A 14,538-nucleotide genomic window follows, 5' to 3' on the forward strand; every position below is an offset into this window, starting at 1 on the left:
CCAGTGTGGGTAAATTAAATAAGCAGGCAATGCGTGAACAACAGGCCTGATGGCCAGTGACGGATCAGCAGGTTTACCGTGGCTGACTTACAATGGCCGATTCCGTATAAAGGAGTGGGCCTGTGATCCGGCTGGCTTTAGTAGACGATCATCTTTTGGTGCGCTCAGGTTTTGCTCAGCTTTTATCTTTAGAAGCCGACATGCGTGTGGTGGCTCAGTTTGCCTCAGTACCTGAAGTATTAAAAGGTCTTTTGCCTGATATGGCGGATGTGTGTCTGCTGGATTTATCCTTACCGCCAGAAAGTGGCTTAACCCTGCTGGGCCGGTTGCCTGAGGGGGTGAAAGCGCTGATTTTAAGCGTTCAGGACGGCCCGGCTATGGTTGAGAAGGCATTACATCTGGGGGCCAGGGGATTTATCAGTAAGCGCTGCCAAGTGGAAGAGTTATTGCTGGCTATCCGCACCATTGCGGCCGGGGGCTGCTATCTGCCCCCGGCCCTAGCGGCAAATTTACTGGCTCCGCGTCAGGGTCTGGTTTGCCTGACGCCGCGCGAGCGGGAAGTCTGTGAGCTGCTGGCCGAAGGCTGTGATGTCCGTACCGTAGCGCTGCGTCTGGGTTTAAGTCACAAAACGGTCCATGTGCACCGGGCGCATGCGCTGGATAAACTCAATGTCAGTAATAATGTGGAACTTGCCCACCGGATGCAGCGTGAAAGCTAAGTTAAGTTCTTCGCTGGGACGGATGTTGCTGGCGATTCCCGTTTGTTGTGGCGTCTGGTTTGCACTTTGGTCGGTCAGTGCCGCGCTGTTGCACAGCCTGACCCTGGCGGTGCTGTTTTTACCCTGCGGCTTACGATTTTCCCTACTGTTATTTGCTCCACGCTTCTGCGCTCCCGCAATTATTGCGGCTGAATGGCTGGTGCTGGGCTTATTACTCAGCGCCTTAGAGCTGCCCGCGGAGCTGTTTTTGCTGGCTCCGCTTTCTTTTGCGGTACTGCTGCTGCAGCGCTGGCCTGTCCGGGATGAGTGGCAGGTGCTGCTGAAACAAGGCAGCGCGGTTTTGCTGACGGCACTTAGCTCTGCTTTGCTGTGGTTATGGCTTGGTAGCAATGCCTGGCAGGCCTTTTTAGCATCGCTTGCCGGATGCCTGTTGCTGGGGCCTGCACTGTTTATTTTATGGGAGGCATTAACCCGGATCCGCTGGTTGCCTATTGGCCCGGGGCAAAGGCGTAAAAGCTTTAATTTGCGTCTGCGCTTTGTTTTATCGTATCTGCTGCTGTTTACACTGAGCTTTTCCGTGCAGGCCGCCTTACCGGCCGACTTCGCTTTTTTTTCTCCGCTTTGCCTTGCTGTTCCTGTGGTGCTGCTGGCCTATTTACATGGCTGGCGCGGTGCGGTACTGGCTTCGTTTTGCAATAGTCTGGCACTGGCGATATTCAGCCATAGTGTACTGGATGATTTATTGCTGGCGCTGATTGCGCAAAATTTATTAGGTGTGGTGCTGGGCGTGGCCATTCAGGGCGCGCGTTTACGGGCGGCGGCATTAACGCGTTTAAATGAGCGCTTATCCCGCCAGCTGGCCAGAAATCATGCCCTAGCCCGGCAACTGGTTAATGCCGAGGAAGCGGTGCGCCGCGATGTTGCCCGGGAACTCCACGATGAAATCGGGCAAAATATTACAGCCATCCGGATTCAGGCCACGCTTTCCGGACGGATGACCCAGGATGCGGCGTTGAAAGCCTCTTTAGGCGTGATTGAGTCTTTATCGCTGAATGTCTACGACTGTGCCCGGGGATTATTGCTGCGTTTAAGACCACGCGCCTTGGATGATTTAAGTTTGCAAGAAGCCGTGCGGCAGCTGGCCGGCGAATTACAGTTCGCGGCGCGGGAGATTGAATTCAATCTGAGCTGGCCCCTGGATGAGCAGCTGTTTGATGAGGCATTAAAACTGACTTTATTCCGGGTGCTGCAAGAGGCGCTGAATAATGTCACGCGGCACGCCTGTGCCAGTCAGGTCTGCGTTAAGCTTTGGCAGGAAAACAACTGGCTGTATTTATCGGTCAGCGATAATGGTGCGGGCACGGCTCCCATTCAAGTGGGGATGGGGTTGCGCGGGATGCGGGAACGAGTCGAAGCCCTGGGCGGCAGATTAAGTTTAAGCCACCGGAGCGGAGTTTGTTTGCGGGTCAGTCTGCCCCTTGTTTAATCCGGTATTCTCCCAGCGGGCCCGGCATAAGACTTTTTCTTAGTTAACCTAAGACTTTGTCGGGCGCGGTACCGGGCGCTGATCTTTATGATGGTAGTCAGTTATTTTTGACTACATTAAGGCCTCTGCCATGTTTGGTCCCCTGAAAGCAGCGCCTGCTGCTCCGCTGATTACTGATCAGCAACAGATCGATACAACGTATCGCTTTTGGCGTATTCAGCTGATGTTCACCATGTATATTGGCTACGCAGTTTTTTACTTTACTCGCAAAAGCTTTAATTATGCGATGCCAAGTATGTTACTGGATCTTGGCTTGCAAAAAGCCGATATCGGCATGATGGGGACGTTGTTTTATATCACTTATGGTTGCTCTAAGTTTTTATCCGGGGTGATGAGTGATCATTCAAACCCGCGTTATTTTATGGGGCTGGGCCTGCTGGCAACCGGCGTGATTAATATCCTGTTCGGGCTGAGCTCATCCCTGTGGATGTTAATGCTGTTATGGATGCTGAACGGTTTCTTTCAAGGCTGGGGCTGGCCTCCGTGCTCAAAATTACTGACTTCCTGGTATTCCCGCACCGAACGGGGGTTTTGGTGGTCGATCTGGAATACCTCACATAATGTGGGCGGTGCCTTGATCCCCTTGATTGTAGGTACCGTGGCGGCCACCTATGGCTGGCGGATGGGGATGTTTGTGCCGGGGGTCATTGCCATCATGATTGGTCTGTTTTTATGCTGGCGTTTGCGCGACCGGCCGCAGTCCATGGGATTACCTTCGGTTGGTGTATGGCGCAATGACAAACTGGAGCAGGCGCAGGAAGGGGAAGGACAGGGCTTATCTAATAAAGAAATTCTGAAGCGCTATGTACTGACTAATAAATATATCTGGTTGCTGGCATTTTGTTATGTGTTGGTTTATATAGTTCGCACCGCCATTAATGACTGGGGTAATTTATATTTAACTGAGCAATATGGTTATTCATTAATGACGGCCAATTCTGCTTTATCCCTGTTTGAAGTCGGAGGATTTATTGGCTCATTAGTGGCCGGCTGGGGATCGGATAAGTTTTTTTCCGGAAACCGCGGACCAATGAATCTGATTTTTGCGCTGGGTATTTTGGTTTCTGTCGGTGCTTTATGGCTGTTACCCGTACATAACTATATTCTTCTGGCGGCTTGTTTCTTTGTGATTGGTTTTTTTGTTTTTGGTCCGCAAATGCTGATTGGTATGGCCGCCGCTGAATGCTCACATAAAGATGCCGCAGGAGCAGCAACTGGTTTTGTCGGTTTATTTGCCTATATGGGCGCGGCACTGGCAGGCTATCCAATTGCCAAGGTGATTGAATTCTGGCATTGGAATGGGTTTTTTACGGTCGTGGCACTGGCCGCTGCTGGATCCGGTTTATTGTTATTACCTCTGTTAAAAGTCTCTTCCAACAATAAATAGTAGGTTTATTTATAAAAAAGCCGCTCGCTATGAACTGACCCCAGCTTTCCAAGCCGCCAATCTAATTCCGGCATAGCAAGGGGTAATTAGCGCGGCTTGATAAGACCAACCCGCCCTACACAAATCAAAAAGACGTTTTTAATTCTTCATTCAGTGCAAAGCGCTGCATGGCCAACTCGATCAATTGACTGATAAGCTCTCTATATGCCAAGCCAGTGGCCTGCCACAAAAGTGGGTACATGCTCATACTGGTAAATCCCGGAATCGTATTAATTTCATTCACAAGGAGGCTGCCATCCTTGCTCAGGAAAAAATCGATCCGGGCCATACCAGTACAACACAGCACATGAAAGGACTGCACGCTCAACGTTCTGACACGATCAGCGATCGTCGAATCTATACTTGCTGGCACCGTTAATTTCACAGTCTTCTTATCGACATACTTTGCCTCATACGAATAGAAATCATGGCTGCTGCTTATTTCGCCAACAACGGATGCAATTGGATCGTCGTTTCCTAACACGGCGCACTCGATTTCTCGCCCTTCAATAAACTTTTCCACCAGAACCTTAGCATCAAATTTAAAGGCGGCGTCTATCGCTGCTTGCAACTCGGACGCGTCTTCCACTTTTGCTACGCCAACCGACGATCCAAGGCTCGCGGGCTTAACGAATACAGGCAATCCAAGCTCTTCCAGCACTTTGCGGCAGTCAATCGCGTCGCCCCGCTTGAACGCATAAAAGGGAGCAACAGGAATACCTGCCTCGCGCAATAATCGCTTGCTGACATCCTTATCCATGCCAATGGCAGATCCAATAATTTCCGACCCAACATAGGGAACACCAGCGAGCCTCAACAAGCCCTGAATGCTGCCATCCTCGCCGCACAAGCCGTGCAGCACGGGAAACACAACGTCAACATAGGTGCTGCTCACCATGTCGGAAAGATGCACCAACCTCCCCTTGCCGCCAGGAACAAACGAAACCAATTGACCATGGCTGATTGCAGCCCCGCCTGACTCTGCTGCCGTTTTCTTGAGCAAAGCATCCAGAGAGTCCACCAGCAACCATCGCCCAGCTTTATCAATAAAGATCGGGACAAGCTCGAACCTGTCTAAATCAAGTGCATCCATCACGTTTTTCGCGGACAGCAATGATACTTCGTGCTCGACCGACTTCCCGCCAAAAAGGATGCCCACCTTTAGTCTCACTAACGCTTTCTCCATAATGTGCAGTGCCCTTATCTAAACCAATAATTTATTAAAATTTGCCAATATATGTTTTTTTAAATGCTGTGAAGCGATGCAGACCGAGCGAAACAAATGCGGCAAAATATTATAAAAAATAAAACAAAACAGCTGCAGATTACCTTGGGTCATTGGACTTGTCAGCTAAGCGTTATAAATGTGGCGCTGAAATAAAATACATCTACGATGTAGATGTAGGGCGGGTTAGCCGAAGGCGTAACCCTCCAATCTGATTCTGATATCACAACGGGGTAATAAGTGCGAGTTGATACCCCCTGCATAGCTCTTTGTTCAGAAGGGGCTTGGCCAAACGATTTGGATGTAGTGCCGAATGCCATCAACGACAAAATCAAACGCAATGGCGTTTGAATCATGCACCAAAGGAAGATCATGGCTCTAACTGCATATTTTGTTGGTGGTTCACGCGATGGGCAAAATGAATCCATTCTGAATGAAAGTGTTGAATTCGATGGATATACAAGATTTTTGCGCTCACATAGTAACTCTAAAAGCACATCTGTTATCTACTGTGATAACAACCTTAATCTAGATGAGAGGGGCCATTTAGTTACAGAGCGTGCGTTGCGCGGTCAATTTAATAGTCCGTAAATAGAAAACTCGCTATAAATGAATCTGACCAGACTAGTTAATCAATTGATTGAATAATTACGAAAAAAATTGGAAGTGGCATCAGCGATGTACGCCGGGTTAGACAAAGGAGTAACCCGCGCCAATCCCAACATAACAATGGGTAATCAGCGCGGGTTGATAAAACCAAGCCGACCTACACGGCTAAACTAAATACGAGTAATTTGGCTCAAGCATACCTGCCATTCACTAGCTAATTGGCGTACTGCGCATCGCTGAGCGACTAAAAACTGTCGCACGCGGAGCTTCGAGTACGCCCTACACATATCATCCAAATAACAAACCTAAGCCAATCCCTGCTCCAGATCGGCAATCAAATCATCAATATATTCCAAACCTACCGAAATACGGATCAAGCCTTCAGTAATCCCTGCGGCTTCACGCGCTGCGGGGGTGATGCGGGCGTGGGTGGTGCTGGCGGGGTGGGTGATGGTGCTGCGGGTGTCGCCTAGATTGGCGGTGCGGCTGATGAGTTGCACAGCATCGACGATTTTCCAAGCTTGCTCGCGGCCACCCTTCACTACAAAAGACACCATGCCGCCACCGGCGTTTTGCTGGGTCATCGCCAGCGCATGCTGTGGATGCGAAGGCAGGCCGGGGTAGTAGACTTGCTCAATAGCAGGATGCGCTTCTAGGTAGGTAGCTAGCTTTAAAGCGGTTTCTGAATGGGCGCGCATGCGGATAGGCAAGGTTTCTAGGCCCTTGAGCAAAACCCAGGCATTGAAGGCCGACAAACTAGGGCCAGCGGTGCGTAGGAATAGATACACCGGCTCAACAAGTACCGATGAGCCGACCACGGCCCCGCCCAAGACGCGGCCTTGGCCATCAATATATTTAGTGGCCGAATGCACCACCAAATCCGCGCCTAGTGCTAATGGCTTTTGCAAGATGGGGGTGCAAAAGCAGTTATCCACTACCAACAAGGCATCGTGCGCATGGGCGATGTCGGCAATCGTGCGAATGTCGCTAATTTCTGTCAGCGGATTGGACGGCGTTTCTAAGAACAGCAGCTTGGTGTTCGGCTGGCAAGCATCTGCCCATTCGGCGGTATCTGTCGCTGAAACATAGGTGACACTCACACCAAACTTACTGAGATACACATTGAGCAGCTGAATGGTGGAGCCAAATAAGCTGGCCGAGGCCACTACATGATCGCCAGATTTTAAATGCGCCATAAACAGCGACAAGATGGCGCTCATGCCCGATGCCGTGGCCACGGCACGCTCTGCGCCTTCCAGGGCAGCGAGTCTTTCTTCAAAAGCGCTGACGGTGGGATTGGTAAAGCGGGAGTAGATAAAGCCTGGAATTTGGCCAGTAAATTTAAGCGAGGCTTCTTCGGCGCTGCCAACCACAAAGCTGGATGTCAGATACATCGCATCAGAGTGTTCGCCAAACTGACTGCGGGTAGTGCCCGCTCTGACGGCTAAAGTATCGGGGTGCAGGAATTCATCTTCAAACATGGCTTTCTCTACTTGATCACGGGCTAAGGAAGGGCATTCATTCAAGGCAGCGACATCCGCTTTTGGCGCTTATTATAACGTAAGCATTACAGCGCGCCGCCTCTTACCCTGCTTATTCAAGCCTTTTTCCTTAACCAGCTCCATGTAATGCGATTACTCATCAGCAAAGCGATCCTGAATGCCCCGCCGCTCCTGTTCTGCACCACGTAAAGCATTTACACATTCCGCATCCAAGCGCCCCAGATCCGCTTCATGCTGAAGCTCCGCCCACACACGCTCTTCTGTCCATGCCAGTTTATAGGGGCGCAAGTTTGTAAGCGCGTCAAACACGTCAGCTACCGCCACAATACGTGCTTCAAGTGGGATATCTGCCATCAGCAAGCCACGCGGGTAGCCAGAGCCGTCACCCCGCTCATGATGGCCCGCCACTATATTTCGCATCACACTGGTCGACATATTTTCTGTCATGCCCAAGCCTGAAATAATCTGATCAATCAAATTTTCGCCCATTTCTACATGCCTGCGCATAACCAGCCATTCTTCATCATCTAATTGGCCGGGTTTAAATAAAATCCGGTCAGGCACGCCCACCTTGCCAATATCATGCAAAGGCGCAAATAAATAAACATACTCAACAAATTCATCCGGCAAAGAATGTGAAGGCGCCAATTCTTTAGCAATAATGCGCGAATAGCTTGCCATACGCTCCAGATGATTGCCTGTTTCCAAATCTCTTACTCTGGCCAGATCACTTGCGATATGCACAGTACCAATTAAGCTACGCACGGCAGTAAGCTGCAATAAATAGAGTTGTGCAATTAAGCCCGTAAAAATATCTAAAAAACGCACAGACTCTTCAGTAAAAAAACTGGCTGACTTCGAATCAAAGAAAACGAATCCTGCCAGCTCGTCCCTTTGATAAACGGGCACGGTATAGCTGGATAAATACCCCTTCTCTTTTAGCCAATCCGTGTGCTCTGCAGATTTAGAAAAGTTATCAGGTATGTCTTGAACAACCCTTGACTGGTGGGTATGAGCAAGCGCCTTTAAAGAAGGTACGTTCTGTAATTTGGCTTCGTAAGCCACCAAAGCTACCCCATCGTGATTGCTGCTCACAAAGGTTTTGAGTAAATCACTGGTTGCGTCATAAATCGCCATTGCCACCCTGTCAACACCAGGATAGCGGGATGAAATGACTTTATGAATGGTTTCTACACTTTCAGTCATATTCTGAGCAGAGGGGCCCAGCTCTAAAAATTGTGGCATCGTATTTTGCATACAAACCCTGCTTAATGTGAAAAGCGTCATGAAAGCAAAAGAAAAAAACCAGCAAGAAAACAAGCTTCACCACTGAACAATAGATTCTATCCCTAGCAGCAACAAGACTGCATACCACCTTTTGGCAGATAACAAAAAATACATGTAAGGAAACACCAGCAAACGGAATGTTTTTGTAAACAAACGTATGCCTTAGGCAAAAAAAACGCCAGCCCGAGGGCTGGCGTTTTAAAAGTGAATGGGCTTAAAGCAGATTCTGCTCGCCCACACCGATATTCATATCTAATAAGCGGCTTTCTGCCACATCACCGGCTTTGGCCGATAAAGGAGACAAACGCTTTGCTTCTAATTCATCCAGATACGCGGAAGTAATATCACCCGTGATGTATTTGCCATCGAAACAGGAGGTTTCAAACGAAGTAATTGCACCACCACTGGCTTTGCTGCACGCATCAATCAGGGCATCTAGCTCTTGATAAATAATGGCATCTACACCAATTTCATCGGCAATTTGCTGATCCGTACGGCCCGTTGCAATCAGTTCTGCACGCGTTGGCATATCAATACCATAAACATGTGGGAACATCACTGGCGGTGCTGCGGAAGCTAAATAAACTTTAGTTGCACCGCAATCTCTCACCATTTGCACAATTTGGCGGCTGGTTGTACCACGTACAATTGAATCGTCTACCAGCAATACATTCTTGCCACGAAATTCAACAGCAATTGGATTAAGCTTTTGGCGAACTGATTTTTTACGGCTGGCTTGACCCGGCATAATAAAAGTGCGGCCAATATAGCGGTTTTTCATAAAGCCTTCGCGATATGGCAAACCTAATTTATTAGCTAATTGCAAGGCTGAATCACGGCTGGTATCCGGAATAGGAATAACCACGTCGATATCAAGCTTTGGAATCACAGCAGCGACTTTATCGGCTAGATTTTCACCCATATTTAATCGCGCTTCGTGCACTGAAATACCATCAATGACAGTATCAGGGCGGGCGAAATAAACATGTTCAAAAATACAAGGCACCAGCACAGGATTGGCGTGGCATTGCTTGCTATGGAACTCGCCTTCAAAGGTCACATAAACAGCTTCACCCGGCGCAATATCACGCTCAAACTTAAAGCCTAATACATCGTGAGCCACCGATTCAGAGGCCACAATGTATTCAAGGCCTTCAGGTGTTTCATGTGTGCCTAAGCAAAGCGGGCGAATACCGTAAGGGTCACGAAACGCCACCAAGCCAAAACCAGCAATCATCGCAACCACAGCGTAAGCACCTTTAACCCGTGCATGCACCGCCGTAATGGCATCAAAAACGGTATCCGCATCAAGCTGCGGGCCTTTTACGCGTCGGGATAATTCATGGGCAAACACATTCAGCAGCGCTTCAGAATCTGAATTGGTGTTGATATGGCGCAGATCAGTGCGGTACATATCTTCTTTTAGCTGCTTATCATTGGTCAGATTGCCGTTATGCGCCAGCACGATACCAAAAGGGCTGTTGACATAAAATGGCTGTGATTCCGCCAGGCTGGATGCGGAGCCTGCTGTTGGGTAGCGTACATGCCCAATCCCTGCATTGCCCATCAAAGAGCGCATATTGCGAGTGCGGAATACATCACTCACTAAGCCTTGCCCTTTGTGCATATGGAGCGTCAGCCCCTCTGCCGTCACAATCCCTGCTGCATCTTGCCCACGATGCTGTAAAACCAACAAGCCATCGTATAACAGCTGATTAACGGGTGTCTTGGCGACGATACCTACAATGCCACACATCAGAAATGCCCCTTTGAGTTCTTAATCGTAACGAATGCGTTGCCAATCATTCTGGCAATAAATTTTGGCCTTAACGGCGACTTCTAAAACAAGGAATTAAACGCACAGGCCATAGATCAAGCCTATAAAACGCAATTAATCGTAACGAATACGTGCAGCCAGCGATTCTGGTAACCAGATTTTAGTCATCACCGCCGCTTCTTCAAATAAAGGGCTAAACATGGCATTTCGCCAGATGGTTTGTTTGGGTAGGCTGGTAAAGCCAGCTAGTAGTACCAGGGTAAGGCTTAATAAAAACCCCCGCACCAAACCAAACCCTGCACCAAATAAGCGATCCACAGGCTTTAAACCCGTTACTTGCATAAATTGATTGAGCGTCACCCTGAGTAAGGCAGAAAGCACCCATGTCACAAAGAAAATAGACACAAAAGCAGCTAAGTAACGCAGCTCTTCATTGGGTAAATTTTGTGGCATCCATTGAGCCACAGCGCTTGAATAGTGACTAGCCAGCCAAAACGCCAGCACCCATGCTGCCAGTGCCAGCGCTTCCTGTACTAGGCCCCGCATCACTGAAAGCAGCATGGAAAGGCCCATAATGCCTAAAACCGTGTAATCAAAGCCAGTCATGCTTAAGCCTATTTGCTAGACAGGTGCCCGCTAAATCCAAGCACTCCCATTTTTTTAAGGTAACTTTGTGCTTTTGCTTCATCGCTTACTGGCCCCACTCTTACCCGGGTTAATGAGCCTTTGTCTGTTGCGGTTTTTTCTGAATAGGCAGGAATTCCTGTGCCTTGTAATTTGCTGACGACTTGAGCCGCTTTTTCAGCGTCTGCATACGCACCCACTTGAATGAAGTAGCGCTTATCGGCGGAGGCGGTTTGCTTCGCGGCGGGCGCACCATCTAAGCCTTCCAGAATCCGTAAAGGATCAACAGCGGGCTTGGCTTTAGGCGTTGGCGGTGTCGTAGGTGCAGGCGTAGCAACCACTACTTTTTTCTGATGATTAACCAGCTTGCCTGGCAACACATTCTGTGCGGTACTCGCGGCACGATAAGCGGGTACTGCTGTTGGCACAGGCGTTGCGGGCAACACGACTGGGTCTGGTACAGGCGTCAGCAGCGCGGCTTCAGCAGGCGCAGATGCGACTTGCCCGGGCAAGGCTGCCAGCACCGGCTCTGAGGTGGGCGGCTGTTGCAAGGCGGGCGAGCTTGAAATAATTTCGATCGCGTTTGCCCCTGCAATCGTCGCAGGTGGCTCGCTATCAAGCGCTGTCCATAAAACGATCAAGGCGAACAGCACTAAGGCAATCGCTCCGACTAAGCGGCGACGTGCACGTTTTTTAAGTTGCAGCAAATCTTCGCTGACATTTCTATTAAGCATATTCAGCGCTCACGCGTCGCCATCACTTCAGCAACTGTGTAAAAGGATCCAAAGGCGAGAATTCTATCACTTTCCTCGGCCAGCTTACAGGCCGCAGTAAAAGCAAGAGGCACATTCTCATAAATATTTATTTTAGCAAGCGGTGCAAGCTTGCCGACAAGCTTCGCAAGTTGCTCTGGAGCGGCTGCGCGTGGCAGTTGTGGTGCGGCCAAATGCCAAACATCAATACGATCTGCCAATAATTCCACCACACCCGCAATATCTTTATCCGCCATCATCCCCATCACAGCATGGGTGACTGGGTAAAAGCCCATACTATCTAAATTAGCGCGTAAGACTTTAGCGGCATGCGGATTATGCCCCACATCCAGTACAACCGCCGGACGACCCGGTAAAACTTGAAAACGCGCTGCTAATTCCACTTCCAGCAAACCACGCTTGATATCACCAATTGCAACCGGCAGCACTTCTTTTACCGCATCAAGCAGCGCCAGCACAACGGCAGCATTACCCAATTGATATTGGCCACGTAATGCAGGAAACGGCAGAGCGTGGCGGTGAACACCCGCCTTATTCCACCATGTCCACTGCTGACCTTCAGCCTGTTTTTCAAAACCAAAATCCTGACCGATCAATTGCAGATTTGCGCCCATACGCTGCGCTTCTGCGATCAAGGTATGGGGCGGCTCAGGGTCTGCACAAATTGCAATTTTGCCCGGGCGGTAAACTCCCGCTTTTTCATGGCCAATCGCTTCACGCGTGTCACCCAAGTACGCTTGGTGATCCAAACCAACATTCACTACCGCAGAAGCAAATGGCTCAAAAACATTAACAGCATCTAAACGCCCACCCAAGCCCACCTCAAGCACGGCCACATCAACGCCCGCCACCATAAACTGCTGCATGGCAGCTAAAGTGCCAAATTCAAAGTAAGTGAGTGAGACATCTGCGCGCGCGACCTCAATGGCCTGAAAGCTAGCCACAATCGCAGCATCAGCAGCAGGCACAAGGTTAATTGCTACCCGTTCCTGATAGTGCAATAAATGGGGCGAGGTATAAGTACCTACCTTATAACCTGCGGCACACAAAATACTGGACAGCATAGTGCATACCGAACCTTTGCCGTTTGTCCCCCCTACCAGTAATACAGGAAAATCGGGCTTTAAACCCAAAGCATCACGCACGCGAGCAACCCGCTCCAGCCCCATATCAATGGCACTGGGGTGAAGTTGTTCTAAATGGGAAAGCCACGCATCAAGGGAGAGGGAATCAAACGGGATAGGCATCAGTTGAGGGCTGGCTGTTTAGAAAGAAGGGTCATTAGTTGCGCTAATTTCTGGCGCATTTCACGGCGATCAACAATCATATCAATCGCGCCTTTTTGCAATAAGAATTCAGAACGCTGAAAACCTTCTGGCAGTGTTTCACGCACCGTTTGCTCGATCACACGCGGGCCAGCAAAACCAATCAACGCACCCGGCTCGGCCATGACCACATCGCCCAGAAAAGCAAAAGAAGCAGATACGCCGCCCATGGTCGGATCGGTCAAAATCGAAATAAAGGGGAGTTTTTTATCCGCAAGCTTAGTTAGAATGGCGCTGGTTTTAGCCATTTGCATCAAGGAATTCAAGCCTTCCTGCATCCGTGCACCACCCGAGGCAGATACACAAATAAACGGCACATTGTTTTCGATGGCAGTACGCACACCCCGTACAAAGCGCTCGCCCACGACCGAGCCCATTGATCCGCCGATAAACTTAAACTCAAAAGCGGCTACGACAACGGGCACGGTTAAAATCGCACCTTGCATCACCACCAGTGCATCGTCTTCGCCTGTATCTGCTTGGGCAGCATTAATACGATCAATGTATTTTTTACTGTCTTTAAACTTCAGCACATCCAGCGGTTTAACTTCCGCACCAATCTCAAAGCGCCCTTCCTGATCAAGCAAGAGATCAAGACGACGACGAGCATAGACCGCATTGTGATAATCACATTTCGGGCAAACTTCTAAATTGTTTTCCAGATCAGTACGGTATAAAACCGCGCTGCAGGCCGGGCACTTATGCCACAGGCCTTCCGGTACACCGGATTTGGTTACCGTGGTACGGATCTTAATCTTCGGCGGAAGCAGTTTTTGCAGCCAGCTCATTGTTATTCCTCTATCAGTACAGCCCTAACAAAACCATTACAGGAGGCCACTTTAAAGCGGCCTCCTTGCTCAAAACCAAAGTAAGCCTGAGACTCAGGCTACCGTGTTGATGAACATTGCAACGATCTGCTAAGCGCGGGCGGTGTCCATCGCGGCACGAATGCCGGTAAGAAAATCAGTTAATCGATCAGCTAGGCCTTCTTCTCCGGCCTCGGCTTCTTTTACCAAACGTGAACCAATCACCACTGCATCGGCCACAGCAGCCACGGCTTTCGCTGCGGCTGCATCACTAATCCCAAAACCAACACCAACCGGGATGGTGAGATATTCTTTGATTACACTTAGCTTTTCGGTCACATCGCTAATATCCAGATTCGCCGAGCCGGTTACCCCTTTCAGCGAAACATAGTACACATAGCCTGCAGCCATCTCAGCAACTGCTTTAATTCGCGATACATGCGTGGTTGGTGCAAGCAAAAAGATCGGATCTATCCCGTGTGCTTTTAAAATAGCCACACGCTCTTTTGCTTCTTCAGGCGGTAAATCAACCGTCAGTACGCCATCCACCCCTGCCACTACGGCAGCTTTAGAAAACGCTTCATAACCCATCGCTTCCATCGGGTTAGCATAGCCCATCAGTACCACGGGGGTTTCTGTGTTTTGCTGGCGAAATTCAGCCACCATACCCAATACATGGCGCAAGGAAACGCCATGCAAAAGCGCACGCTCTGATGCCCGCTGAATCACCGGGCCATCTGCCATCGGATCAGAGAATGGTACACCTAGCTCTAAGATATCAGCGCCGCCCGCAACCAGTGCGTGCATGACTTCTACCGTAACACGAGGATGCGGATCGCCTGCCGTAATGAAAGGAATCAGCGCTTGGCGGTTCTGACTTTGCAAACGTGTAAATGTCTGTTGAATTCTGGACATAGCA

13 protein-coding genes are annotated in these 14,538 nt (G+C 49.6%); 4 read left to right on the forward strand and 9 right to left on the reverse strand.

What is annotated here, in order from left to right; all coding sequences use genetic code 11:
* Positions 1–122 precede the first annotated feature (122 nt).
* The 3 genes from VN23_RS06760 to VN23_RS06770 all read left to right on the forward strand — a co-directional run bounded on the left by VN23_RS06760 (position 123) and on the right by VN23_RS06770 (position 3,652).
* Positions 123–719, forward strand: coding sequence for a response regulator (locus VN23_RS06760; protein ID WP_046351894.1), 597 nt, complete (start codon positions 123–125; stop codon positions 717–719).
* Positions 709–2,205 carry a signal transduction histidine-protein kinase/phosphatase UhpB gene (uhpB, locus tag VN23_RS06765; RefSeq protein ID WP_197433043.1) on the forward strand — a complete coding sequence of 499 codons (1,497 nt, stop codon included), beginning with the start codon at positions 709–711 and terminating at the stop codon, positions 2,203–2,205. The genes VN23_RS06760 and uhpB overlap by 11 nt, the downstream gene beginning before the upstream one ends.
* A gap of 130 nt (positions 2,206–2,335) precedes the next feature.
* Positions 2,336–3,652, forward strand: coding sequence for an MFS transporter (locus tag VN23_RS06770; protein ID WP_046351892.1), 1,317 nt, complete (start codon positions 2,336–2,338; stop codon positions 3,650–3,652).
* 124 nt (positions 3,653–3,776) lie between these two features.
* Here the strand turns inward: VN23_RS06770 and ddlA are convergent, their stop codons facing one another.
* Complete coding sequence (gene ddlA / locus VN23_RS06775) at positions 3,777–4,877, reverse strand: D-alanine--D-alanine ligase (protein WP_046351891.1); 1,101 nt, start codon at positions 4,875–4,877, stop codon at positions 3,777–3,779.
* A 411-nt stretch (positions 4,878–5,288) separates the two neighbouring features.
* Between ddlA and VN23_RS21740 the strand changes: the two genes are divergently transcribed.
* Positions 5,289–5,507 carry a hypothetical protein gene (locus tag VN23_RS21740; RefSeq protein WP_156455140.1) on the forward strand — a complete coding sequence of 73 codons (219 nt, stop codon included), beginning with the start codon at positions 5,289–5,291 and terminating at the stop codon, positions 5,505–5,507.
* A 323-nt stretch (positions 5,508–5,830) separates the two neighbouring features.
* Here the strand turns inward: VN23_RS21740 and VN23_RS06780 are convergent, their stop codons facing one another.
* The 8 genes from VN23_RS06780 to trpA all read right to left on the reverse strand — a co-directional run bounded on the left by VN23_RS06780 (position 5,831) and on the right by trpA (position 14,534).
* Positions 5,831–7,006, reverse strand: coding sequence for an O-succinylhomoserine sulfhydrylase (locus tag VN23_RS06780; RefSeq protein WP_046351890.1), 1,176 nt, complete (start codon positions 7,004–7,006; stop codon positions 5,831–5,833).
* A gap of 153 nt (positions 7,007–7,159) precedes the next feature.
* Entirely contained in the window at positions 7,160–8,284 is a 1,125-nt protein-coding gene (locus VN23_RS06785) for an HD-GYP domain-containing protein (RefSeq protein ID WP_046351889.1), read from the reverse strand.
* 244 nt (positions 8,285–8,528) lie between these two features.
* Positions 8,529–10,070 carry an amidophosphoribosyltransferase gene (gene purF / locus VN23_RS06790; RefSeq protein ID WP_046351888.1) on the reverse strand — a complete coding sequence of 514 codons (1,542 nt, stop codon included), beginning with the start codon at positions 10,068–10,070 and terminating at the stop codon, positions 8,529–8,531.
* A gap of 135 nt (positions 10,071–10,205) precedes the next feature.
* Positions 10,206–10,697 carry a CvpA family protein gene (locus tag VN23_RS06795; protein ID WP_046351887.1) on the reverse strand — a complete coding sequence of 164 codons (492 nt, stop codon included), beginning with the start codon at positions 10,695–10,697 and terminating at the stop codon, positions 10,206–10,208.
* A gap of 8 nt (positions 10,698–10,705) precedes the next feature.
* On the reverse strand, positions 10,706–11,449 hold the full coding sequence (locus tag VN23_RS06800) for an SPOR domain-containing protein (RefSeq protein ID WP_046351886.1): 744 nt from the start codon (positions 11,447–11,449) through the stop codon (positions 10,706–10,708).
* Between the two features lie 2 nt (positions 11,450–11,451).
* On the reverse strand, positions 11,452–12,735 hold the full coding sequence (gene folC / locus VN23_RS06805; RefSeq protein WP_046351885.1) for a bifunctional tetrahydrofolate synthase/dihydrofolate synthase: 1,284 nt from the start codon (positions 12,733–12,735) through the stop codon (positions 11,452–11,454).
* Entirely contained in the window at positions 12,735–13,601 is an 867-nt protein-coding gene (gene accD, locus VN23_RS06810; protein WP_046351884.1) for an acetyl-CoA carboxylase, carboxyltransferase subunit beta, read from the reverse strand. Before accD ends, folC begins: the two co-directional genes overlap by 1 nt.
* A 129-nt stretch (positions 13,602–13,730) precedes the next feature.
* Positions 13,731–14,534 carry a tryptophan synthase subunit alpha gene (gene trpA / locus VN23_RS06815; RefSeq protein ID WP_046351883.1) on the reverse strand — a complete coding sequence of 268 codons (804 nt, stop codon included), beginning with the start codon at positions 14,532–14,534 and terminating at the stop codon, positions 13,731–13,733.
* Positions 14,535–14,538: the final 4 nt, after the last annotated feature.

This window comes from Janthinobacterium sp. B9-8 (assembly GCF_000969645.2).
Lineage (GTDB): Bacteria > Pseudomonadota > Gammaproteobacteria > Burkholderiales > Chitinibacteraceae > Iodobacter.